The following is a 22,894-nucleotide window of genomic DNA, read 5'->3' as shown; positions in this document are numbered from 1 at the left end:
ATTATCCCCGTTCCGCAATCAGTCTTTGAGCCTGGCGGCTTCGTTGCCAAGGTCTGCGTGATGTGTTGCGCCGACATAGTGACCCGCACGGCTGCGCAGGTTGCTGGGGCCGAACACAAAGACATAGCATTTCAGGAAGACCGAAAAACCGGCCATGGCGAGAAGGCCGAAGCCGATGGGGATGGTTGATTTGATGAGCCAGCGATGGGTCAGCCCCGTGGTCGAGGCAGAGACTTCGTGGTTTTCGAAGGATCGAAGGACAAAATCATAACCAAAATAAATCACCAGTGCGCAGAACGGCAGAATGCAGATAATCGCGCCGATCATCTCGACGATGGCGCGTGTGCGCGGGCGTAAATTGTCACGGATCAGTTCGATGCGGACATGAGAGTCACGAATATAGCCAAAACCGAAACACAGCATGAACAGGCCGGTATGGAGATGCCATTCCAGTTCCTGCAGCTTGATGGAACCCTGGCCGCCGAATTTACGCTGGATCACGTCAAACATGATCGTCAGCATCAGCGGAATGGCAAGCAGGGCGGCCCATTTCCCGATGCGGGAAACGATGGCATCAATGCCGTCACTCAGTTTTAGTAGCGCTTCCATTAAAAAGCCTCCCGGGTCTTTTCTTAATCGCGGTCAAGGCCGGGGCCATTGGCGCCCGGCCTTGCCGAGACTTTTTTGTGGTCCGACACAAGGTCGCATCAGGACCGGGAAAGATTAATCAAGATATCCGATGTCTTTCCAGATTTTGTAGTTGGCACGGAAGCCCTGCAGGCTGTCATAGGCTTCTTTGAAGTCCGCATCCTGTGCAGCAAGTTCGCCTGCGACTTCTTCCCATGCACCGCGCATGGCATCAAGCATTTCAGGCGACCATTTCTTGATGTTCACGCCTTTTTCCTGAAGTTCTTTCAGGGCTGCGAACTGGATCGCTTCACCTTCGGCGAAACCATAAGCCAGGTTGTCGTTACAGACGGCTTCGATCTGTGCCTGCTGGGTCTTATCAAGACCTTCCCACTTCTCCTTGTTGATCATGAGATCGAAGAAGGTGGATTGCTGATGCCAGCCCGGGAAATAGTAGTATTTGGCGACCTGATGGAAGCCCAGTTTAAGGTCGATTGCCGGCATGGAGAATTCGGTCGCGTCAATCGTGCCGAGTTCAAGTGCCGGATAGATGTCGCCAGCCGACAGAAGCTGGGTCGAGACACCAAGCTTTTCCATCACTTTTGCGCCAAGACCAAAGAAGCGCATTTTCAGGCCTTTAAGGTCTTCAACCGTGTTGATTTCCTTGGAGAACCAGCCCGATGCTTCCGGTGCGATCAGGCCGCAGAACAGCGACTTGATGCCATGTTCGGCGTAAAGCCGGTCAAAGATTTCCTGACCGCCGCCAAATTTGACCCATGCCAGATATTCACCAGCCTGCGGACCAAACGGAACGGCACCGAAAAGCTGAAGTGCCGGAACCTTGCCCGCCCAGTAACCCGGGGTGGAGAAGGCGGCATCGATGGAACCGGTTGAAACCGCATCAAACACTTCAAGTGCCGGAACAAGTGCGCCCGGCTCATAGAATTTAATCTGAATGTTGCCGCCGGAAACTTCGTCGATCTTTTCGTCAACGCGTTTGCCAAGCGTACCAAGCTGGGTCAGGCTGCCCGGATAGGTCGAGCCCATTTTCCAGCGAACACGATCAGCAGCATCCGCATCAGGCGCAACCGTCGTCAAAGTAGCCGCTGCAAGTACGGCCACACAGGTTGCAGATTTCAAAAAATTAGAAAATTTCATTCGTAGCTTCCTCCCTAAGAAGTCCGAAATTGGTATTACCACGTCGGGGCGATAACCGCCTTTTGCTTTTATTATTGCTGGCGAAAACGTCCCGTGCCTCTTGTTGCAGGGCGAAGCTTAAGCGTATTTCGCAAGTATGAGCAAGTTTGTTTCGCCCGCTACGCAAGAAAATATCTTCGCGAACGCACAAAAATGACTTGATTTCGCTCAAAAAACCGGGATTTACGCATGGAAATGCGTATTTATACGGGGTTCAGCATATTGCATAGCTCTCATTTAAAGTTGTTATGGCAGAAAGGCCCGGTAACCCGCGCTATGGTTGCGAATCGATTGGCAGAACAACTGCTTTCGGATTGTTGACGGGCTGTGGTGCCGTCATGCGCAAGACTGGCAAGGTGAGTGGAATCGATGCCAAAGCATGATGAGAAAGTTTGCACTTGCGAACGGTAATGCGGATTTGTTGCGGCGCGGCGCAGTGCGGCCGAACTGGTTTGATTTGATGAAGAACCGGTTTGCGAAGGGCTTTCTGGTCAGCCGTGCGGAAAGAGGACCTTGTGATGCCGGCACCCGATATAACGCATGGTTAAGGCGGGGCATGTCAGGCGGGAAAGTATCCGGAAATGAAAACGGGAAGCCTTTGAAAAAGGCTTCCCGACTGATGGTCGGAGCGAGAGGATTCGAACCTCCGACCCCTGCCTCCCGAAGACAGTGCTCTACCAGGCTGAGCTACGCTCCGTCAGTGGGCGGTTGTTTAGCCCGTCTTCAGGGCTGGATCAAGCATAAACCGGTCGGTGAGCCTGAAAAACTTTGCCGTTTTACGACAGATGATTTCACGGTTGCGCGGTGTGGGCATCAATCGCTTTGCGGGTGAATTCGGCGGGGTTTGTGCCAAAACGCAAAAGGCCCCGAAACGTAAAACCGTTTCAGGGCCTTTGAATGATGGTCGGAGCGAGAGGATTCGAACCTCCGACCCCTGCCTCCCGAAGACAGTGCTCTACCAGGCTGAGCTACGCTCCGTCATTCTGCGAAGCCGGGTGATAATCCCAAATACCGACCGACGCAAGGATTTTTTGCGCCAATCCGCCGGGACCCCGGCATGCGATATCAGTATGGGCGCGAAATGCAGAACTCGACCGCTTCGATCATCGCATCCTTGATCGGGCCATCGTCAAAGCGCGTCAGGGTATCAATGGCAAGCTGGCCAAATTCGCGCGCACGATCCATCGATGCGCTAAGCGCGTCATATTTGCGAATCAGTTCCTGCGCGCGATCAAGATCGCCATCCTGGAAATCCTGATCTTCCATGCAACGGCGCCAGAAGGCCTTTTCCGCGTCGTCACCCTTGGCATAGGAAATGATCACCGGCAGGGTCACCTTGCCGTCACGGAAATCATCGCCAACGGTTTTACCCAGCGTCGCCTGATGGGCGGAATAATCCAGAACATCGTCGATCAGCTGGAAGGCGGTGCCAAGATAGATGCCATAAAGGCGAAGGGCTTCTTCGTCCTCCGCCGAACGATTGGCAATCACTGCACCGATCTGCGACGCCGCACCAAACAGGGCGGCGGTTTTGGCGGTGATGACTTCAAGATAGGCTTCTTCGGTGGTCGCCATGTCATTGGCGGTCGAAAGTTGCAAAACTTCGCCTTCGGCAATGACGGCGGACGCCTTGGCAAGGATATCAAGAACCTTGAGCGAGCCGTTTCTGACCATCACGACAAAGGCGCGCGCAAACAGGAAGTCCCCGACCAGAACGCTGGCTTCGTTGCCAAACAGGGCATTGGCCGATGCCTGGCCACGGCGCAGCAGGCTTTCATCAACGACATCGTCATGCAGAAGCGTTGCGGTGTGGATAAACTCGACACAGGCCGCAAGATCAACCGCCGATGTGCCGCCCTGATAGCCGCAAAGCTGGGCGGATGCCAGTGTCAGCATCGGGCGCATGCGCTTGCCACCAGCAGCGACAAGATGGCTTGCCAGTTGCGGGATCAGCGCGACTTCGCTGTGCATGTTGTCAATGATGACCTGATTGACGCGCTTCATGTCGGCATCGACAAGGCGGATCAGGGAGTCCAGGCTGGGTTCGGTCGTCTGCTGCGTTGCGATATTGGTCACGCTGTAATCCGAAACAATTTCTCGCGTATTGACCCCGCCCACCGGGACGGGTAACGCTGATTTCAGTGGGCGGCCTCAACATAGAGATGCCGGGTGGTGACGGTCAAGTGGACAAATGGTTGCCAGGCAGGCAACAATAACCGCTTTGCCGTCATTTTTACCCGAATATGTTCTGCTACACACATATATATGGATAACATAAACATACAATAACAACCGGGGCGCATAAATCGCATGATCGAGCTATTTCGCAGCAACGACCCGATCGAGCTCAGCTGGGCGCAATCGGTTCTCGCCGACGAAGACATCGCCAGCCATATTTTTGATTACCACGCCAGCATTCTCGAAGGATCCATCGGCGCATTGCCAAGGCGTTTGATGGTGGCCCCCGAGGAAGAAAGCCGGGCCAAATACATCCTTGATATTGCCAGGCGCGAACTTGATGCGCATAACGCACAGCATGATCCCGATACCGAGGAAGTTCAGGACTGAAAATCAGTCCGACATCGGCAAGGTTGCAGGAATTAAGGCATTTATGACCCGAACCGATAGCGCATTTCATGTTCCCGATTTTGCGGAAGAACGCATCAGCCACGATTTTCTGCTGGGCGGTTCGGTGACGTTAAAACAGCCGGTCGATGGGTATCGCGCGGCGGTCGATGCGGTTTTGCTGGCGGCGTCCGTCTCGATCAATTCCAGACGCGATCAGAAAATACTCGATGTCGGGGCGGCTGTCGGATCGGCCGGGCTTTGCGTTGCGCGCCGTCTGCCCGATGCAGAAGTGACCGGGGTCGAGTTGCAGGACGATCTCTATGCGCTGTTTTGTCGCAACATTGTCGAAAATGATCTGGTGGGTCGGGTAACGCCGGTTCATGGCGATATCAATGACCGGTCCTTGCCGCTGGTGGCCGAAAGTTTTGATCAGGTGATTTCAAACCCGCCCTTCTATGCCGGGGGAACGCGCCCGGCCAATGAAAGCCGGGCCAAGGCGCATCAGGAAGGCACGGCTGATCTCAAGGACTGGATCCATTTCTGCCTTAAGATGGTCCGCCAGAAGGGCCGGATCACCATCGTACACCGGGCGGATCATTTGGACCGGATCATCGGGCTTTTGCATGGTCGCGCAGGCGACATGACCATCTATCCGGTCTGGAGCAAGGCCAGTGCCGATGCACCGCTTCGCGTGATTGTTTCGGCGCGCAAGGGCGTTTCATCGCCGGTTACCCTGCGACGCGGAATTGTTTTGCATGATGAAGCCGGGAATTGGATGCGTGAAGCCGACGACATTCTAAGAGATATATCATGCCTGCCGGGCTTCTAAATTTTATCTGAGTTCAATTCTTACGCCGCTAGCTGATGATATATTCCATGTATAAAGGGAGTTCCCTTCTGCATCTTTATTCGCTACCGATTTAGGTTTGAACAAAACATTTTCGCTGAAATTATATTTGCCGGACGGAGGAATCCAGAGCCCTGTCAGATATAACGTTTCTGTTTTGTCTGGATTTTCTGTGTGCTGAATCTCAATAGTAGCATTTGTGAAGATCAAATTGACCGATTCATTCGTCAGGTCGCCTTCAAATACTGATGTGTCAGTCGTATAAAATGAACTAGAAGAATAACCGGCTTTGCCGTTTAGAAAATATCTTTCCCAAACTTTGAATTCAATCTTATGCTTGCTTGCGCAAGCATCTCGAATTTGAGGTTGCTCGACGATTTCAGATGCATTTTTGGTTACGCAGCTTTCTACGGCAATTTGTGTGTTAGGGTAGGCAGCTTCCAAGTCCTTCTCTAGAGGAAGGCAACTGGAAAGTAGCGTCAAGCTTAGTGCGCAAATAGTGAATTTTTTCACAGCATAATCCAGAGAAGAAACTTTTATGCGTATTAATTTTATTGAATGTACATTAGTGGTGGAAGTAAGTCATTGACTGATTTTGATGCAAGTTTGACTTTGCCAAATAGTTCTGATTTTAAGTTTATGGAAATGCCATGCTGAGTTTGTCGAAAATCCTTTTTACCGCACTGATCGTTGTGGTGGTATGGCAGGGCTTCAAGCTGTTTACCCGCAAGAATCAGGTTTCCGGGCAGGAGCAGCCAAAACAGACCGCGCATGACAAGAAAGCCAAACAGCAGAAACAGGAAGCTGTGGCGCACGATCTTGAAAAATGCCCGAAATGCGGTGTGTATCACGCCGAAGGCAGCGCGCATGTTTGCGAAAGCTGAGTTGCGCGGACGGCATATTTTCCTTTGCTGATTTCTTCGACTTTCGCCCAACAGGCCGTGATTTCGCTTTGAAAAACCGGTTGTTGCACGGATGTTGTATGCTGCAATGCGGTATGAGATTCGGCGGGACGTCATAAAAAGCGCTAAATTCAGGCCCACTCAGGGCTTTTGCGTTCTTGACCCCGACGGGGTGGGGCGGTAGCTTGCCGCTCTAAATTTACCGACAACATCAAAGTGAGTTCGCGCAATGGCGCTCGACGGGTCGCAACGTCCCCCTTCATTCCAGGAAATCATTCTCCGCCTGCAAAGCTATTGGGCCGATCAGGGTTGTGTCATCCTGCAGCCCTATGACCTTGAAGTCGGTGCCGGCACCTTCCACACCGCAACCACGTTGCGCGCGCTGGGCCCGGAAAGCTGGAATGCGGCCTATGTGCAGCCGTCGCGCCGCCCGACCGATGGTCGTTATGGCGAAAACCCGAACCGTTTGCAGCACTATTACCAGTTCCAGGTCCTGATGAAGCCGTCACCGGCCAATTCGCAGGAACTTTATCTTGGCTCGCTGGCCCATCTGGGCATTGACCCGATGGCGCATGATATCCGTTTCGTCGAAGACGACTGGGAAAGCCCGACTTTGGGCGCGTGGGGCCTTGGCTGGGAAGTGTGGCTGGACGGGATGGAAGTCACCCAGTTCACCTATTTCCAGCAGGTCGGCGGTTTTGAATGCGATCCGGTCCCGGTCGAGCTGACCTATGGTCTGGAACGTCTGGCGATGTATATCCAGGGCGTCGAAAACGTCTATGACCTTGATTATAACGGCAATGGCGTCAGCTATGGCGATGTGTTCCTTCAGAATGAAAAGGAACAGTCGACCTATAACTTCGAAGTCGCCAATACCGACATGCTGTTCCAGCATTTCAAGGACGCGCAGGCCGAATGTGCGGTCAATATCGAACGCGGCCTTGCCCTGCCTGCCTACGAGCAGGCAATGAAAGCCAGCCATATCTTTAACCTCCTCGATGCGCGCGGCGTGATTTCCGTCACCGAACGTGCGGCCTATATCGGCCGTGTCCGCGACATGTCGAAATCCTGCTGCGAGGCGTGGCTTCGTTCGCGCGGGCATTTGAAAGAGGAGGCATAAGTCATGGCCGAATTGCTGCTTGAACTGTTTTCGGAAGAAATTCCGGCCCGCATGCAGGCGCGTGCTTCCGAGGATCTGACCAAACTGGTTACCGATGGCCTGAAGGCCGCCGACCTTGCGTTTGATAATGTCGAGGCACTGGTAACACCGCGCCGTCTGACCCTGATCATTGACGGTTTGCCGGACAAACAGCCGGACCTTCGCGAAGAACGCCGTGGCCCGCGTGCCGATGCCCCGGAAAAGGCGATTGCCGGGTTCCTTGCCGGCAATGGTGTGACGCTGGAACAATGTGAAAAGCGCGAAACGCCCAAGGGTGTTTTCCTGTTCGCGATTGTCGAACAGAAGGGCCGCGATAGCGCGGATGTCATCAAGGACATCATCGAAGACGCCATGGCAAAACTGCCCTGGCCGAAATCGATGCGCTGGGCCGATCAGAAGGTCCGCTGGGTCCGTCAGCTTGACCGTATCCTGTGCCTGTTTGACGGCAAGGTGATCCCGGCATCCTTTGGCCCGGTAACGGCGGGCAATATCACAAGCGGCCATCGGTTCCTGGCACCGGCCACCTTTAGCGTTGCCAATGCCACAGAATACAAGGCGAAGCTTGCCTTTGCCAAGGTCATGCTGGACCGCGAAGAACGCAAGAAAGTCATTCTGGACGGTGCGCGCAAGCTTGCGGCATCAGAAGGCTTTACGCTTCTGGAAGATAACGGACTGCTTGAGGAAGTCTGCGGTCTGGTCGAATGGCCCGTACCCGTCATGGGCAAGGTCGATGACCAGTTCATGGATATCCCGCGCGAGGTTCTGGAAACCTCGATGCGTGAACATCAGAAATATTTCGTTGTCGAAGACAGCAACGGCAAACTGGCCGCACGTTTCATCACCATTTCAAACATGGTGACGCTGGATGCGAATGCGCAGATCATTGCCGGGAACGAACGCGTTTTGCGTGCGCGCCTGCATGATGCGAAATTCTTCTGGGATCAGGATCGGAAAGTGACGCTGGAAGCGCGTCTGCCGAAACTTGATAACATCGTGTTCCATGCCAAGCTTGGCTCGCTGGCGGAGCGTGTTCTGCGCCTGCGCGGACTGGCACGCGAACTTTCAGCCGATATACCGGGCTGCGATGTCAAACTTGCTGATCGGGCGGCGGAAATTGCCAAGGCCGATCTGGTGTCGAACATGGTGTTCGAATTTACCGAACTTCAGGGACTGATGGGGAAATACTACGCCGAGAATGACGGCGAAGCCCCCGAAGTCGCCAACGCCATTGCACAGCATTATGCACCGGCCGGTCCGTCGGATATGTGTCCGACCGCGCCTGTTTCGGTGGCTGTTGCCTTGGCCGAGAAGCTCGATACCCTTGCCGGGTTCTTTACCATCGATGAAAAGCCGACCGGTTCAAAAGACCCGTTCGCGCTGCGTCGTGCGGCATTGGGTGTCATCCGGCTGGTTCTGGAAAACGGTTTGCGTGTGCCGCTGCGGCGTGCATTTGCCTTTGCCGTTTCCCAATATCCGGCCTCCATTCGTCGTGACGAGGCGGTTGACGAACTTCTGGCATTCTTTGCCGACCGCCTGAAAGTCCATCTGCGTGAACAGGGCGTGCGCCATGATCTGGTGTCCGCCGTGTTTGCCCTGGATGGCGAGGACGATCTTGTCCGCCTTCTGGCCCGTGTTGATGCGCTTGCCGATTTTGTATCGGGTGAAAGCGGCGTTAACCTTATGGCCGGGTACAAGCGCGCGTCCAATATCCTGCGTATCGAAGAGAAGAAGGATGAAAAATCCTATGATGCGGATGTGTCCGCCGATCTTCTGACGCAGGACGAGGAACGCAAGCTCTATGAGGCGCTCATCAATGTCCGGCATAAGGCTTTGCCGCTTCTGCGGGCCGAGAATTATGCCGCGGCTATGGCCGAATTCGCACATCTGCGCGGACCGGTCGATGCATTCTTCGAAGGGGTCACGGTAAATAGTGACAAGGCAGAAGAACGTGCCAACCGGCTTAAGCTGCTGGCGCAAATTCGCACTGCCTTGCATGACATTGCCGATTTCTCGAAGATCGAGTCATAAATAAGGTCGGGGTCGCCCGGAATTCCGGAACGCCTTGACCAGATGAGGAAAAGGCAAGATGACCAAATGGGTTTACGGCTTCGGTGGCGGTAGCGCCGAAGGACGTTCCGATATGCGCGAGCTTTTGGGCGGCAAAGGTGCCAACCTTGCCGAGATGAGCAATCTCGGCCTTCCGGTCCCGCCCGGCTTTACCATCACGACCGAAGTCTGCACGGCATTTTATGACAATGACCGTGCGTACCCGGATGGTCTTGAAGCCGAAGTCGAAAAGTCGCTTGCTGCTGTCGAAGCCCTGGTCGGGCGCAAATTTGGCGACCCCAAAGACCCGTTGCTGGTTTCGGTCCGTTCCGGCGCACGTGCTTCGATGCCGGGCATGATGGACACGGTTCTTAATCTCGGCCTGAATGACGAAACGGTTGAAGGTTTGGTGGCGGTCTCTGGTGACCGCCGTTTTGCGTATGACAGCTACCGTCGTTTCATTCAGATGTATGGCGATGTGGTCCTTGGCGTCGATCATTACCATTTCGAGGAAATCCTTGAAATCCACAAGGAAGACAAGGGCTATGTCCTTGATACCGATATGGATGCCGATGACTGGCAGGCGATTGTCCAGGGCTTCAAGAAAAAGGTCGATGCCGAACTCGGGCGTCCCTTCCCGCAGGACCCGCGCGAACAGCTTTGGGGTGCCATCGGTGCGGTTTTCGGAAGCTGGATGAATGCACGCGCCAATACATACCGTCGCCTGCACAACATCCCGGCAAGCTGGGGCACGGCTGTCAATGTTCAGGCCATGGTCTTTGGCAATATGGGCGATGATTGTGCCACCGGTGTCTGCTTCTCGCGCAATCCGTCGACCGGCGAAGACCGTTTCTATGGCGAATATCTGATCAATGCGCAGGGCGAGGACGTCGTGGCGGGTATTCGTACCCCGGCACCGCTGACCAAAATCGAACGCGAAGAGTCCGGTTCCGACCTTCTGTCGATGGAAGAAGCCATGCCCGGCGTCTTTGGCGAGCTTTGTGATATTCGTGACAGGCTTGAATCCCATTATCGCGACATGCAGGACATGGAATTCACCGTCGAGTCCGGCAAGCTTTACATGCTGCAGACCCGTGCGGGCAAACGCACAGCCAAGGCCGCCCTTCGCATCGCGGTCGAAATGTGTCAGGCCAATGTGATCACGCGCGAAGATGCCCTTCGCCGTGTTGATCCCGCACAGCTTGACCAGTTGCTGCACCCGACCCTTGATCCCGATGCGGAACGCAAGGTGATTGGCATGGGGCTTCCGGCATCGCCCGGTGCGGCATCCGGGCAGATTGTTTTCTCGGCCGAGGTCGCCGAGGACTGGGTGCATAACCGGGGCCGCAAGGTCATTCTGGTGCGCATAGAAACCAGCCCCGAGGACATTGCCGGCATGCATGCTGCCGAAGGCATTCTGACATCACGCGGCGGCATGACCAGCCACGCGGCGGTGGTGGCGCGCGGCATGGGGACGCCGTGCGTGTGCGGGGCCGGTCAGATCAAGATTGACTATACCAGCAAGACCATGACGTCGGGCGGCGTGACGCTCAACGAAGGCGATGTCATCACCCTTGACGGTGCGAAGGGCGAGGTGATGCTGGGCGAGGTCGCGACACTGAAACCCGACCTGTCGGGTGATTTTTCCCAATTGATGGAATGGGCGGATGGTGTGCGCCGTCTTAAGGTCCGCACCAACGCCGAAACACCTGATGACGCGGCAACCGCACGCGGTTTCGGGGCGGAGGGGATCGGCCTTTGCCGGACCGAACACATGTTCTTTGACCCGGCACGCATCATTTCCATGCGCGAAATGATCCTGGCGGACACGGAAAAGGGCCGTCGTGCGGCACTTGATAAACTTCTGCCCTATCAACGGCAGGACTTTATTGACCTGTTCCGGATCATGAAGGGCCTTCCGGTGACGATCCGTCTGCTGGACCCGCCATTGCATGAATTCCTGCCGCACGGTGACAACGAAATCGCCGAGGTCGCCAATGCCGCAGGTGTGGCAGAGGTCGTCGTGCGTCGCCGGTTGCTGGAACTGTCGGAAGCCAACCCGATGCTGGGGCATCGCGGCTGCCGTCTTGGCATCAGCTATCCCGAAATCTATGAAATGCAGGCACGTGCGATATTCGAAGCCGCGATCGAGGTTTCAAAGGATGGCGGCGATCCGGTGATACCGGAAATCATGATCCCGCTGATTGTTGGCAAGAAGGAACTTGAAATCCTCAAGGCCGTGATCATCAAGGTCGCAGGCGAAGTCGAAACCGAAAAATCGGCCAAGCTGGAATTCCTTGTCGGCACGATGATCGAATTGCCGCGGGCCGCCCTTCGGGCCGGTGAAATCGCCGAAGAAGCCGAATTTTTCAGCTTCGGAACCAACGATCTGACCCAGACGACCTTTGGTCTTTCGCGTGATGACGCATCCCGGTTCCTGGATACCTATATTTCCAAGGATATCTTTGCCGGTGATCCGTTCGTATCGCTGGATCAGGAAGGGGTGGGCGAGCTGGTCAGCATTGCGGCTGAACGTGGCCGTAAAACGCGTTCTGACATCAAGCTTGGCATTTGCGGCGAACATGGCGGCGATCCGGCATCCATCGCGTTTTGCGAGGCACAGGGGCTGGATTACGTCTCGTGCTCGCCCTATCGCGTGCCGATTGCGCGTTTGGCGGCCGCACAGGCTGCGCTCAAGAAATAAGGCTGCTGACGGGCAGCACTGATAAAGCAAACGGCGGCAGAATTTCTGCCGCCGTTTGTGTTTGATGAAGCGATGATTGGCGGATCAGGCCGCCGTTTCGGGCAACTTGACCCAGTCGGGAACCTTGACCGAAATTTTGGCATCCCCCGCCGTCAGATCGGTATCATCGCCGATCCGCTCCAGCCGGATCAGGGCAAGGCCTGCGTTGCCATGGATGCTGCGGATGGTGCCGGCTTCTTTGTCGCCATTCATGATCAGGCTGCCGATTTCCGGGGCTGGGCCGGTGATCGTGATCGGCAGCAAGCGTTTGCGCACCAGCCCGCGATATTTGGTACGCGCGGTCAGTTCCTGCCCCATATAGCAGCCCTTTTTGAAATCAACGCCGCCCAGTTCCTCGAACCCGTTTTCAAGCAGGATGGCGCGGTCAATTTCCATTTCCTCGCTGCCATTGGGCAGGCCCAGCAGCACGCGGTGCTGATGATAGGTGCTTTCATCGCTTTCGGTGGCACCGATGGCGGCCATCTGTACCAGTTCGTTTTTGGGCAGCAACACGCGCGCACCCATCGCACTCAGCCGCGGATCAACCGCCTTGATCCCGTCGGCAAACGGTGCGGTCGCACCGGTCGTATCGGGCAGGTCAAGTGCGGCAAGCGCACCATCGCCGAAGACGGCAACGACGTCATAGCTTTCGGTGACGTCGCTCAGTTCCGCCTTGGCGCGCAATTTATACATGCGCAGTTTTTTGAACAGCTCGGCCGCACGCGCACCATCTTCGCCGCGTTCGCACTCAATCAGAAGGCTGTCCTCGTCCTGCTGATAGACAAAGAAATCAAACAGGAATTTGCCCTGCGGCGTCAGAAGGGCGCCATAGCCGGAATGATCGGCGGTGATTTTTTCGATATTGTTCGACACCAGCCCCTGAAGGAAGCTGACGCGATCAGGCCCGCTGATCCGGATAACGGCCCGGTCAGGCAGGGGGGCGTATAAAGTCTCACTCATAATTCTTATGACTCCGGTTTATCGGAATTGTTGGCCGAAATGTGGGGCAATGGGGGGCATTTGGCAAGGGGTGGTTTGGCAAAGGCAAAAGCAACCTGCCACAAGAAAAGCCTTCATAAATTGCGCGGGAACCGATAGAACGCAATGTATGAAAATATTGATGCTTGATCGTTCCATCGGCTTTGATCCCAAGGATCGTGAAGCCCGCCCGCTGGGCGCGCGCCAACGCGGATTTATCGCGCTGGCCGAGGCCCTTGTTGCCCGTGGCCACAAGGTTGAAGCCCGCCGGAACGGTGGCATTGACCTTGATCATCATGGCGTTGCCTGGCGTCAGCTTGACAGTGCCATGCCGCCCTTTGGCGGGGATCCGGTGGATCGGGTTCTGGTATGGCGCGATGCGGAGCTGCTGCGTCATCCGTCCATTCCCGAAGGTAGCGATTGCTGGCTTTGGTTTGATGGCATGGTGTCCGATCTGAACGCGGATAAGGCACGTCTGGCATTGCTTGAAACCGGTGCGCAGGTGATTTTCACCCATGAAGATCATGGCAAGGCATTTGATGGCGATATCGCCAAATGCCCGATTGTGATTGCGCCGGGGGCGTGTCCGGCCTTTGCCATGGCATCAAACATGCACTGGGCGTTCGAGAGCCGCGAAAACCTTGCCGTGACGGTCGCCAACAGCAAAACCGGCATTGCCCAGATCATCCGCATCTGGTCGGCTTATGTCGCGCCCAAGGTGCCCGGTGCCATTCTGGAAATCTATGCTTCCGACCTGTTCTCGGCGATGGCGGGCGAAAATGACGATGTTTCCGAAGAACTCGTCGATATGGTGCGTGATAACATCGACAAGGGTGTCCGCGTTTGTCACCCGATGCCCGAGGCCGACATGGCCGAACGTATTGCAACCGCGCGTGCCTTCCTGCATCACGGCAAATACGGCAATGATCAGGTCGGCCAATGGATTTACGATGCGCTGGCCGCGGCAACACCGGTTGTGTCCTATGGCGGCATTGCCAAGGCGCGGGTTGAAAATGGCAAGACCGGCTATATCGTTCCCGATGAAACCGCCTATGGCAATCTGGTGATGCAGTTGCTGGCCGACCGGCAGATTTTTGCCAGCCAGTCCGAAGCGGCCCGCAACAGCCGCCGTGAATGGCTTAATGTCGCTGGCGAGCTGGAGAAACTTTAAACCGTGCGGTTACTGTTCATCACCTCGAACCGGCTGGGCGATGCCGTTCTTTCGACATCGGTGCTGCGCCACTATGTCGAAACCTATCCTGGCATCAAGGTAACGGTTGCCTGCGGCCCTGTCGCCGCCCCGATTTTTGAAGCGGTGCCGGGGCTTGAACGTCTCATCGAAATGCCAAAGCAGAAACGCGGTGGTCATTGGTGGAAGCTTTGGAAATCGGTCGCGTTTCGCTGGTGGGACATCATCGTCGATCTGCGCGGCAGTGCGACGGCTTATGTGTTGCCGGGCTGGAAGCGGGTGGTCCTGCCGGGAAATGACGATGAAATGCACCGGGTTGAACAGCTGGGCCAATTAATTGGTGTTGATCCCGCACCCGAGCCATTCGTCTGGACCGCGCCTGAGCATGAAAATCGTGCTTCGGAAATTCTTCCCGATGACGGGCGGCTGCTTCTGGTCGTTGGGCCAAGTGCCAACTGGATTGGCAAAACCTGGCGTCCCGAACGTTTTGCCGAGGCGATTGCCGAACTAAGAGCCGTTGGCGGGCCCCTTGAAGATGCCAATGTGTTGCTTGTCGGGGCCCCGAACGAACGGGCGGCATCCGAGCCGGTGATTGCGTCCATTCCAGAAAATAGACGGACCGAGATTTTTGGCACCGAACATCTTCTGACGGTCATGGCCTGTCTGCGTCGCGCCAGCCTGTATCTGGGAAATGATTCGGGGCTTATGCATATGGCGGCCGCGACAGGTAACCCGACCATAGGATTGTTTGGCCCATCGCGTGATGAACATTATCGTCCGTACTCAAAGTGGGGCCGGGCCGTTCGTACCGATTGGTCCTATGATAAAATCATTGAAAATCGTTCAAGCCCGTTATCCAAAGAAGTTTTGATGGATACCTTACCGGTCGAAAAGGTTGTCTCTGCGACCAGAGTGCTTCTGGAAGATTATCGGAAAGAGGAAAAGCAGAATGGCTGACAAAGTGCCGCGTCTTTCAGTTGTTATGTGTGCTCATAACGAGGAAGAGCGTCTTCCATCGTGTCTTGCGCATCTTGGCTTTGCCGATGAGATCATTGTTCTGTGCGATAAATGCACGGATCGCACGGAAGAAATCGCGCGCGAGTTTGGCGCAAAGACGATTGTTGGCAGTTGGGATATTGAAGGTGAACGACGCAACCGGGTGCTTCAGGAAGCAACCGGCGACTGGATTTTCGAAGTCGATGCTGACGAGCATGTGAACGAAGAACTCGGCAAATCGATCCGCAACGCCATCGTCGATACCGAGTTCGATTGCTTTGTAATTTCTGTCCACAATTATATTGGCGAACGACTGGTCCGGTATGGATGGGGGGCATCCTATGGAACCTCCGCTGTAAGACGTCTGTTTCGCGCGGGGCGAAAGACCTGGGGACTTCAGCGCGTCCACCCTTCTTTTGAATTGATCGGGCGTACCGGGCCGAGGCTTGATGGTGCTCTTTTGCATTATGTCGACAGGAATATTTCCGACATGATCAAAAGGCTCGATAGCTATACCACCGCCCGTGCCGCCGATTTGCGGGCAAGCGGCAACATAGGCAGTTTTGCAAACAATTTTCGCCGCATCTTTTCCCGGTTCTTCCGCTGCTTTGTTTCCCGCAAGGGTTACAAGGAAAAGGGAATGGGGTTTCTGATTGCTTTGTTTGCCGCATTGTTCCCGTTACTGTCCTACCTTAAAGCGCGTTACGATGACGAATAGGCTCGCGGCTTTATGTTAGGAGTCTCACGGTCGGGACAATCTTGTTTGGAATGAACGGGGAACAATTCGCATGCTAATGCATTTGCTTATCATGTGAATTTTGTTTCAACTGTTCCGGACCAGAAAGATGATCCGTACCGAGCATCTGACAATGATCGTGGTGTTGCTGTTTGCCGTTTCCATGGCGTGGCTTCAGGTGGCTGTGGGGGAACAGAGAACCCAGCTCAATCTTGTGCCGGTTCCTGCCTACAAATCCGGGTTTGAAATGTATGCCATCCGTTATGGGAATGCCGATAACGCATCTTGTGGCAGTCTGTGCGATGCATTTGATCTGGAAAAGGCCAGTTCAATAGGTGGCGCATATATGCAGGTAAGCCTTCCTCTGGATACGGCGCGTCGCTGATATCGCCAAGCCGACCTGACGCGTTGGTAATGCAGGGTTAATGTCTGGAGTATCCAATGGCCAAACCGACTGTCTGGGCGATTATTCCCAATTTGTTGCGCAGCCTGTTTCGACCGGATGTGCCACTGCGAAGCAAGTTCCTGTTGCTGGCCGGAATCATTTACCTCGTCAGTCCAATTGACCTGTTGCCCGATGTCATTGCCGGTATTGGCTGGATTGATGATCTTGTTATCGTGCCCCTGTTGGGATGGCTTTCATATAAAAGCCTGCCGCCATCCATAAAATCGGATATGGCATCCGACAATCTTGAGACGCCGACAAAGTCTCGTAAATGGTTGTATCTTCTGATTTTGATCCTGGCTCTGATTGGCATTGTTATGCTCACAGGGCCCGATGATAGCTTCCTGAAAACACCGTCTGCTGGTTAAGACACGACTTTTGCGCCTTTGACAGTCTTTGCCCCGCCCTTTTAAGCTTGGATGCAATTCCATCATGAAACGGGGATACGACCATGGCAGATACATTTCGTGGTTTGGTTCTGCGCCAGCAGGAAAAATCAGTTCAGGCCGATTTTCAAAATCTGACACTTGATGATCTGCCTGACGGCGATGTGCTGGTTCGGGTACGATGGTCGACCCTGAATTACAAGGACGGCATGATCCTGAACGGGCTTGGGCGCCTTGTCCGGCAATACCCGCATGTGCCCGGTGTCGATTTTGCGGGCGAAGTGATTTCATCGGATGATCCGCGTTATGCGCCCGGCGATCAGGTCATCCTGACCGGATGGCGGGTTGGCGAAGCCCATTGGGGCGGATATGCCGAGTATGCCCGCGTCAAAGCCGATTGGCTGGTGCCAATGCCAGATGGGCTTGATGGTGCGCACGCCATGGCCATCGGTACCGCGGGCTTTACATCCATGCTTGCCGTGATGGCCCTTGAAGAGCAGGGCGTATCACCCGATCAGGATGGCGAAATCCTCGTTACCGGGGCGGCGGGCGGTGTTGGTTCGGTCGCGGTAGGTCTTCTTTCCAATCTTGGTTATCGTGTTGCCGCCTCGACCGGGCGTGCTGACACGCATGACTATCTTCGAAGCCTTGGTGCGCATTCAATTCTGGATCGATCAGAGTTAAGCGAGGCAAGCAAGCCCTTGCTGAGCGAGCGTTGGCTGGGGGCTGTTGACAGTGTCGGCAGCACGACATTGGCGCATGTCTTATCGGAAATGAAGTATCATGGCGTGGTTGCTGCTTGTGGGTTGGCTGGCGGGCCGGATTTGCCTGCAACGGTTCTCCCGTTTTTGCTGCGCGGGGTCCGGTTGATCGGAATTGATTCCGTGATGTGCCCCTATGAAAAGCGCGTTACAGCCTGGAAACGTCTGACACAGGAATTACCCATGGATCAACTGGATGCTGTGACAACAAAGGTTGGACTTCGTGATATCCTGCCGTGGGGCGAAAAAATCCTCAAAGGGCAGGTTCGGGGGCGTTTGCTGATTGATGTGCAGGATTGCTAGCAGAGGCAAATATATGCAGAATCAGTCTGATCCGAGCTGCCAATCCTGAAATTCTGAAATGAATGGGCCGTGCCATATGACCGAAAACCGGTTTCGCATCCTTCTGGTCGAAGATAATCCCGGCGATGCGTTTCTTGTAAAAACATTGCTGGAGGAAACCGGTGAGCGGTTCGAAATCGAACATCGGTCCGATCTTGCTTCGGCCATGGCCCTGCTGAATGATCCATCACCTGATGGGCAGTTTGATGTTGTCCTGCTGGATTTGACGCTGCCCGATTCATCGGGGGTTGAGACCATCCGCCGAATTCGCGGTTGCGCGCATAGTGCACCGGTTGTTGTCCTGACCGGGCACAAGGACGAAGAACTTGCCTTTGAAGCCCTTCAGCACGGCGCAGAAGATTACCTGACCAAAGAATTCCCCGACGGCAGGACCATTCGCCGATCCATCCGTTATGCGATTGAACGGTCGCGTGCCGAGCAGGCTTTGAAGGAAAGCGAAGAACGGTATCGCAAGCTGGTGGAACTGGCACCGGAACTGATTTCGGTGCTGAGCGGTGAGGAAATTACCTATATCAACCAGCAGGGCGTTGCCATTCTGCATGGTAACGACAGTTCCGAACTGGTCGGGCGCAGCTTTATGGAGATGGTCCATCCCGACAGCCGCGAAATCATGAGCGAATATATTGCCCGTTACGCTGGCGGTTATACGGGCCGGGCGGATTTTGTCATCATCTGCCGACGGGGCGACGGCGAAAATCTCGAACTTGAAGTGTCCGCCATCGCCTTCACCCACGAAGGCGCGCCAGCCATGCTGATGCTGGCCGAGGATGTGACGGAAAAGCGCAAAATCGAACGGCAACTGGTTCAGACTTCCAAGCTGGCGACCCTTGGCGAGATGGCCGCATCCGTCGCCCATGAAATGAACCAGCCGCTTAATGTCATTCGGATGGCGGCTGATACCTGCGCGCTTCAATATGAACTTGAAAAGGTTCAACCCTCGTTTCAGAGAGAGCGACTGTCCCTGATCAGCGGGCAAACCCAGCGCATGGCCGAAATTATTCGACATTTGCAGATATACAGTCGGCCGGACGAGGACGATTTCGAGCTTTTCGACCCGATGCGGGCGGTCACCCGTGCGGTGGACATGATCGAGCATGATTGCCGTTTGGCGGGGATCGTGGTGGATGTCGTTCCATCGGCACAAAGTTGCCAGGTGCTTGGGCGACAGGTCCAGCTTGAACAGGTTCTGGTCAATATGTTGACCAATGCACGCGATGCGATTACGGAAAACGGCGATGATACCGGCGGGATTGGCGGGCTCATTCGATTAACAGCCATGCTTGATCCCGATCAGGAAGTGCTTCGAATTGCGATTAATGACAATGGCGGCGGCATTCCCGAGGACGCCATTGGTCTTATTTTCCATCCGTTCTTTACGACCAAGGATGTCGGAAAGGGAACGGGGCTTGGCCTTTCGGTAAGCTATGGCATCGTCGAGGGAATGGGCGGGCATATTGATGTTCGCAATGAAGGAGACGGTGCCTGTTTCGAGATTGTTCTGCCTGCGACGCATATCGGCGAAACGCAGGGGGATGAAAATGATCCGTCTGATGATGCCCCGTTATTGCCTCAGCAGGAAAAAGTTCCGGAGGCAAGGTCGCGCGATTTGCGGATCATGGTTGTCGATGATGAAATCGATGCGATGGAGATCATCGCAGCCTATCTCGAAGCGCAGGGATTCTCGGTTTCGGCGGCAAGCGACGGCGAAGATGCGCTTGCTCTGGCCGGTGTTGTGCAGCCCGACATTCTGATCACCGATATCCGGATGCCACAGATGGATGGCAATAGTCTGGTTCGGGAACTGCGTTCACGCAATCCCGCCTTGCCGGTGATCGTTATGACCGGTCATCCGGGGGATGCCGACAGGCCGACAGAGGATGGGGATGATGCGCCGGTCATGGTGATGGCAAAGCCGCTTGATTTAAAAGAGCTTCTGGCAACCCTTGATGAAATTTCCGAAGTCGTTGCGGGCTGAAATACAAAAAACCCGGCCAAGGGGCCGGGTTTTGAAAGCTTCGGCTTGATGCGGGAAAATCAGGCTTCCCAGCCAAGCTGCATGGCTATTTTAACCGCCTGTGTACGGTTCGCGGCACCAAGCTTTTTGAAAATACCGGTCAGGTGAACCTTCACCGTGATTTCGCGGACCGTAAGCTGTTTGGCGATTTCCTTGTTGGACAGACCTTTGGTCAGCAGGGCCAGAACTTCACGTTCCCGATTGGTCAGTTGACGCAGGGGATTGTCAGGAGCAAGCCCATCCAGATCAATTTCACCCGGACGCGTGTTGCTGCCATCATCTTCCAGAAGTGCCGACGGAATGTATTTTTCCCCTGACATGATCAGGCGGAGCGCATTGATCAGCGACTTGCCAGACAGGGTTTTGGGCAAATAGCCCGACGCACCATGTTCAAGTGCATTGAGCACATCGCTGCGTTTGACCGATCCCGACAAAATGACGACCGGAATTTCCGGATGTTTCTGCCGCATTACGGTCAGGCCCGAAAGCCCGTTCATGCCCGGCATGTTGAGATCTAGGATCGTCAGTTCGACCGGCGTATCGCCATCGACGATGGAAAGTGCTTCGGCAAAGTCTTTTGCCTGGGCAATTTCGACTTCTGGCGCCGCCGTTTTCAGAAAGGATGTGATCCCGTCTCTAACGAGGTCATGGTCGTCCGCTAGCAGGATGTTCATGTTATTGTGCCGTACCCGTTTTTAGCCGTCTCCCGCAAAAGGCGGTACCGGTATCGCGTCCCGCACCCAAACATACGGAAACACGCAAAGTTGTCATCTTCCAAATTTCGCGTCCCCCCGGACGCGAGCGCAGCATTAAATAATTCTGATGTCCTGTCAAACTGCAGGATGGATTTCAGGGGGCGGAATTATCCGTGAGGATAGTATTTGTTTAAGGATGATAAAAATATTGTCGCATATTGCATAGTGAAACTGACCGGATTCTAAGGTGTCTGGATTCTTTAATCAGGCATAAATCGAAAAAATGTCGTTCGCGTCGTTCTGCGGTTGTCCGTAACCCGGGATCGATTTTGGCTGATCGCCACCAATCGTTGCACGTTGCAGGCTTGCCTGTCGGAATGCCGCCATATCCGCGCCTGATGGTGCGTTGGGAGCAAGCGCTGCATTCTGAAGGGTCGCAAGCGCGCGTTCCTTATCTTCTGCGCTACCCGAAAGGCTGACGCCGACATCAACATGTCCACCAATGGCATATGCCTTTCCGTCTGGTCCGATCTGGTATTCATATTGCGGGGCAGAGCCATAAGGCCCTGCCGCGGCAGCATGCGCTTTTTCTTCCTGCTTTACGGCAGAATCGCGGGCTTGCAATCGCGATATGTCAGCTTTTTCCGTCGCACTCAGCTCACCAGAAGTTTTTGCGCCGGAATTATTACTGTCCGCCTTGTTGTCGCTTGCTTCAAGGGCTTCGCGATACTCGCTTCGGCTGGGGCCATTGGCAACGGCCTGTGCTTCGGTCAGCGTTCTGGGGTCTACAATACGGGTGCGAAGTCCGTTGCCTGCTTCGCCTCCAATACCATAAGGTCCTTGCGACAGCCCTGACTTCTCGCCAGACTTAACTTCTATCGCTTCGTATTCGGCCAAAACACTGCCATCAGCGGTTTGCGCAATCTGCCTGACATTCAGGACGATGCCCAATCCACCACCAGCGGGGTTCGTTATGGTTTGACCGGTCGTAATCATCGGATCGAAATGGTTTTCCGTGGCGATACAAAATCGATACGTAAGGATAGCAGGAAAATTCGCAGGAGTCTCGCCCGGTGTCTATACCTTTGGTGCCTTGCATAAAGCATGCTGTCTTGCGTGCCAAAGTATAGGCTGTTACAGGAAAGTCTGGATTTTGGATGCCCCCAATTCTTGGGCAATAGCCTTTCAAGACAGGAAAACTGATCGTGATGTCCGACTTTGTCATTCCCGCAAATGAAACGGTTCTGGTTACCGGGGCTGCCGGTTTTATCGGATCGCATCTTTGCCAGAAGCTGCTGGATCAGGGCAGCACCGTAATCGGGCTTGATAACGTCAACGATTATTATGACGTCACGCTGAAAGAAGCCCGGCTTGCACGGCTTGAAGGGCGGGACGGCTTTAAATTTGTCCGCATGAATCTGGAAGATCGCGATGGTATTGCTGATCTGTTCGCAACCGAAAAGCCGACCTATGTCGTCAACCTTGCGGCCCAGGCTGGCGTTCGCTATTCGCTTGAAAACCCGCATGCCTATATTGATGCCAACCTTGTCGGTTTTACCAATATCCTTGAAGGCTGCCGCCATAACGGTGTGAAGCATCTGGTCTATGCCTCAAGCAGTTCGGTTTATGGCATGAATACCGAAATGCCATTTTCGGTGCATCACAATGTCGATCACCCGATCAGTCTTTATGCCGCATCGAAAAAAGCCAACGAACTGATGGCGCATACCTACAGCCATCTTTACCGCTTGCCGACCACGGGCCTTCGTTTCTTTACGGTGTATGGTCCTTGGGGTCGGCCTGATATGGCGTTGTTCCTGTTTACCAAGGCCATTCTGGAAGGACGACCGATTGACGTCTTTAACGAAGGAAAAATGCGCCGTGACTTCACCTATATCGACGATATCGTCGAAGGTGTTCATCGCTGCATTTCAACCGTTGCTGCCCCTAATCCCGACTGGAACCCGGCCAAACCGGACCCGGCAACCAGTTCGGCACCCTATCGCGTGTTCAATATCGGCAACAACAGCCCGGTCGAACTGATGCACATGATCGAAACGCTCGAAAAGGCACTGGGCAAGACGGCTGATAAAAACATGCTGCCGATGCAGGCCGGCGATGTTCCGGCGACCTATGCCGATGTCGATGCCCTGACCGATGCCGTCGGTTTCAAGCCGGAAACCTCGATTGAAACCGGGATTGGCCGCTTTGTCGAATGGTTCCGATTCTTTTACGAGTAACC

General features: G+C 54.7%; 21 protein-coding genes and 2 tRNA genes. 14 read left to right on the top strand and 9 right to left on the bottom strand.

The features are described 5' to 3' along the window. Positions 1-18 precede the first annotated feature (18 nt). The 5 genes from BC440_RS02385 to BC440_RS02365 form a co-directional block, all read right to left on the bottom strand. Positions 19-609, bottom strand: a complete 591-nt coding sequence (locus BC440_RS02385) for a TRAP transporter small permease subunit (protein ID WP_007089655.1) — start codon at positions 607-609, stop codon at positions 19-21. A gap of 114 nt (positions 610-723) precedes the next feature. Continuing rightward, a complete protein-coding gene (locus BC440_RS02380; RefSeq protein ID WP_063092615.1) occupies positions 724-1,785 on the bottom strand; it encodes a TRAP transporter substrate-binding protein in 1,062 nt (353 codons plus the stop codon). Between the two features lie 659 nt (positions 1,786-2,444). Continuing rightward, positions 2,445-2,521: transfer RNA gene (locus BC440_RS02375), tRNA-Pro, on the bottom strand. Between the two features lie 204 nt (positions 2,522-2,725). After that, positions 2,726-2,802, bottom strand: a tRNA-Pro gene (locus BC440_RS02370). 87 nt (positions 2,803-2,889) lie between these two features. Beyond that, positions 2,890-3,900 carry a polyprenyl synthetase family protein gene (locus tag BC440_RS02365; protein ID WP_063092616.1) on the bottom strand — a complete coding sequence of 337 codons (1,011 nt, stop codon included), beginning with the start codon at positions 3,898-3,900 and terminating at the stop codon, positions 2,890-2,892. 234 nt (positions 3,901-4,134) lie between these two features. On the opposite strand from BC440_RS02365, the gene BC440_RS02360 reads away from it, so the two are divergent. Both BC440_RS02360 and BC440_RS02355 read left to right on the top strand, forming a co-directional pair. After that, complete coding sequence (locus tag BC440_RS02360) at positions 4,135-4,392, top strand: DUF2007 domain-containing protein (protein ID WP_007092411.1); 258 nt, start codon at positions 4,135-4,137, stop codon at positions 4,390-4,392. A gap of 43 nt (positions 4,393-4,435) precedes the next feature. Beyond that, positions 4,436-5,221, top strand: coding sequence for a methyltransferase (locus tag BC440_RS02355; RefSeq protein WP_063092617.1), 786 nt, complete (start codon positions 4,436-4,438; stop codon positions 5,219-5,221). Positions 5,222-5,224: 3 nt separating this feature from the next. Here the strand turns inward: BC440_RS02355 and BC440_RS02350 are convergent, their stop codons facing one another. Further along, on the bottom strand, positions 5,225-5,752 hold the full coding sequence (locus BC440_RS02350) for a hypothetical protein (protein ID WP_063092618.1): 528 nt from the start codon (positions 5,750-5,752) through the stop codon (positions 5,225-5,227). Positions 5,753-5,889: 137 nt separating this feature from the next. On the opposite strand from BC440_RS02350, the gene BC440_RS02345 reads away from it, so the two are divergent. From BC440_RS02345 to ppdK, 4 genes are all read left to right on the top strand, one after another. Continuing rightward, positions 5,890-6,123, top strand: a complete 234-nt coding sequence (locus BC440_RS02345; RefSeq protein ID WP_063092619.1) for a hypothetical protein — start codon at positions 5,890-5,892, stop codon at positions 6,121-6,123. A gap of 247 nt (positions 6,124-6,370) precedes the next feature. Next, positions 6,371-7,261, top strand: a complete 891-nt coding sequence (locus tag BC440_RS02340; protein WP_007092414.1) for a glycine--tRNA ligase subunit alpha — start codon at positions 6,371-6,373, stop codon at positions 7,259-7,261. A gap of 3 nt (positions 7,262-7,264) precedes the next feature. Further along, entirely contained in the window at positions 7,265-9,328 is a 2,064-nt protein-coding gene (gene glyS / locus BC440_RS02335) for a glycine--tRNA ligase subunit beta (RefSeq protein WP_063092620.1), read from the top strand. 58 nt (positions 9,329-9,386) lie between these two features. Then, positions 9,387-12,050, top strand: coding sequence for a pyruvate, phosphate dikinase (ppdK, locus tag BC440_RS02330; protein ID WP_063092621.1), 2,664 nt, complete (start codon positions 9,387-9,389; stop codon positions 12,048-12,050). 84 nt (positions 12,051-12,134) lie between these two features. Here the strand turns inward: ppdK and BC440_RS02325 are convergent, their stop codons facing one another. Continuing rightward, on the bottom strand, positions 12,135-13,049 hold the full coding sequence (locus BC440_RS02325) for a folate-binding protein YgfZ (RefSeq protein ID WP_063092622.1): 915 nt from the start codon (positions 13,047-13,049) through the stop codon (positions 12,135-12,137). A gap of 160 nt (positions 13,050-13,209) precedes the next feature. Between BC440_RS02325 and BC440_RS02320 the strand changes: the two genes are divergently transcribed. From BC440_RS02320 to BC440_RS02290, 7 genes are all read left to right on the top strand, one after another. Next, positions 13,210-14,238 (top strand): glycosyltransferase, encoded by a 1,029-nt coding sequence (locus tag BC440_RS02320; RefSeq protein ID WP_223305205.1) that lies wholly within the window; start codon positions 13,210-13,212, stop codon positions 14,236-14,238. Positions 14,239-14,241: 3 nt separating this feature from the next. After that, on the top strand, positions 14,242-15,213 hold the full coding sequence (locus tag BC440_RS02315; RefSeq protein WP_063092624.1) for a glycosyltransferase family 9 protein: 972 nt from the start codon (positions 14,242-14,244) through the stop codon (positions 15,211-15,213). After that, positions 15,206-15,970: a glycosyltransferase family 2 protein gene (locus BC440_RS02310; RefSeq protein WP_063092625.1), complete on the top strand. Its 765-nt coding sequence runs from the start codon at positions 15,206-15,208 to the stop codon at positions 15,968-15,970. Before BC440_RS02315 ends, BC440_RS02310 begins: the two co-directional genes overlap by 8 nt. Positions 15,971-16,097: 127 nt before the next feature. After that, a complete protein-coding gene (locus tag BC440_RS02305; protein WP_063092626.1) occupies positions 16,098-16,373 on the top strand; it encodes a hypothetical protein in 276 nt (91 codons plus the stop codon). Positions 16,374-16,429: 56 nt separating this feature from the next. After that, entirely contained in the window at positions 16,430-16,801 is a 372-nt protein-coding gene (locus tag BC440_RS02300) for a DUF1232 domain-containing protein (RefSeq protein ID WP_063092627.1), read from the top strand. Between the two features lie 83 nt (positions 16,802-16,884). Next, entirely contained in the window at positions 16,885-17,883 is a 999-nt protein-coding gene (locus tag BC440_RS02295; RefSeq protein WP_063092628.1) for an MDR family oxidoreductase, read from the top strand. Between the two features lie 76 nt (positions 17,884-17,959). After that, positions 17,960-19,918: a response regulator gene (locus BC440_RS02290; RefSeq protein WP_223305203.1), complete on the top strand. Its 1,959-nt coding sequence runs from the start codon at positions 17,960-17,962 to the stop codon at positions 19,916-19,918. 59 nt (positions 19,919-19,977) lie between these two features. On the opposite strand, the gene BC440_RS02285 is transcribed toward BC440_RS02290, so the two are convergent. Both BC440_RS02285 and BC440_RS02280 read right to left on the bottom strand, forming a co-directional pair. Then, the gene (locus tag BC440_RS02285; RefSeq protein ID WP_007092070.1) at positions 19,978-20,631 is read right to left on the bottom strand and encodes a response regulator transcription factor; all 654 of its coding nucleotides are present in this window, start codon (positions 20,629-20,631) and stop codon (positions 19,978-19,980) included. Positions 20,632-20,916: 285 nt separating this feature from the next. Next, complete coding sequence (locus BC440_RS02280; protein ID WP_063092630.1) at positions 20,917-21,648, bottom strand: putative metalloprotease CJM1_0395 family protein; 732 nt, start codon at positions 21,646-21,648, stop codon at positions 20,917-20,919. 212 nt (positions 21,649-21,860) lie between these two features. On the opposite strand from BC440_RS02280, the gene BC440_RS02275 reads away from it, so the two are divergent. Continuing rightward, positions 21,861-22,892: an NAD-dependent epimerase gene (locus tag BC440_RS02275; protein WP_063092631.1), complete on the top strand. Its 1,032-nt coding sequence runs from the start codon at positions 21,861-21,863 to the stop codon at positions 22,890-22,892. Positions 22,893-22,894: the final 2 nt, after the last annotated feature.

This window comes from Thalassospira sp. MIT1004, from assembly GCF_001858545.1.
GTDB lineage: Bacteria > Pseudomonadota > Alphaproteobacteria > Rhodospirillales > Thalassospiraceae > Thalassospira > Thalassospira xiamenensis.
Note: the sequence above shows the minus strand (reverse complement) of the source record. Positions and strands in the feature narration are given on the sequence as shown.

Coding starts and splice junctions, on each gene's coding strand:
- BC440_RS02325 (WP_063092622.1), bottom strand. CDS start 13,049: ATGAGTGAGACTTTATACGCCCCCCTGCCTGACCGGGCCGTTATCCGG.
- BC440_RS02380 (WP_063092615.1), bottom strand. CDS start 1,785: ATGAAATTTTCTAATTTTTTGAAATCTGCAACCTGTGTGGCCGTACTT.
- BC440_RS02295 (WP_063092628.1), top strand. CDS start 16,885: ATGGCAGATACATTTCGTGGTTTGGTTCTGCGCCAGCAGGAAAAATCA.
- BC440_RS02360 (WP_007092411.1), top strand. CDS start 4,135: ATGATCGAGCTATTTCGCAGCAACGACCCGATCGAGCTCAGCTGGGCG.
- BC440_RS02345 (WP_063092619.1), top strand. CDS start 5,890: ATGCTGAGTTTGTCGAAAATCCTTTTTACCGCACTGATCGTTGTGGTG.
- BC440_RS02385 (WP_007089655.1), bottom strand. CDS start 609: ATGGAAGCGCTACTAAAACTGAGTGACGGCATTGATGCCATCGTTTCC.
- ppdK (WP_063092621.1), top strand. CDS start 9,387: ATGACCAAATGGGTTTACGGCTTCGGTGGCGGTAGCGCCGAAGGACGT.
- BC440_RS02340 (WP_007092414.1), top strand. CDS start 6,371: ATGGCGCTCGACGGGTCGCAACGTCCCCCTTCATTCCAGGAAATCATT.
- BC440_RS02355 (WP_063092617.1), top strand. CDS start 4,436: ATGACCCGAACCGATAGCGCATTTCATGTTCCCGATTTTGCGGAAGAA.
- BC440_RS02300 (WP_063092627.1), top strand. CDS start 16,430: ATGGCCAAACCGACTGTCTGGGCGATTATTCCCAATTTGTTGCGCAGC.
- BC440_RS02290 (WP_223305203.1), top strand. CDS start 17,960: ATGACCGAAAACCGGTTTCGCATCCTTCTGGTCGAAGATAATCCCGGC.
- BC440_RS02285 (WP_007092070.1), bottom strand. CDS start 20,631: ATGAACATCCTGCTAGCGGACGACCATGACCTCGTTAGAGACGGGATC.
- BC440_RS02280 (WP_063092630.1), bottom strand. CDS start 21,648: ATGATTACGACCGGTCAAACCATAACGAACCCCGCTGGTGGTGGATTG.
- BC440_RS02320 (WP_223305205.1), top strand. CDS start 13,210: ATGCTTGATCGTTCCATCGGCTTTGATCCCAAGGATCGTGAAGCCCGC.
- BC440_RS02275 (WP_063092631.1), top strand. CDS start 21,861: ATGTCCGACTTTGTCATTCCCGCAAATGAAACGGTTCTGGTTACCGGG.
- glyS (WP_063092620.1), top strand. CDS start 7,265: ATGGCCGAATTGCTGCTTGAACTGTTTTCGGAAGAAATTCCGGCCCGC.
- BC440_RS02310 (WP_063092625.1), top strand. CDS start 15,206: ATGGCTGACAAAGTGCCGCGTCTTTCAGTTGTTATGTGTGCTCATAAC.
- BC440_RS02305 (WP_063092626.1), top strand. CDS start 16,098: ATGATCCGTACCGAGCATCTGACAATGATCGTGGTGTTGCTGTTTGCC.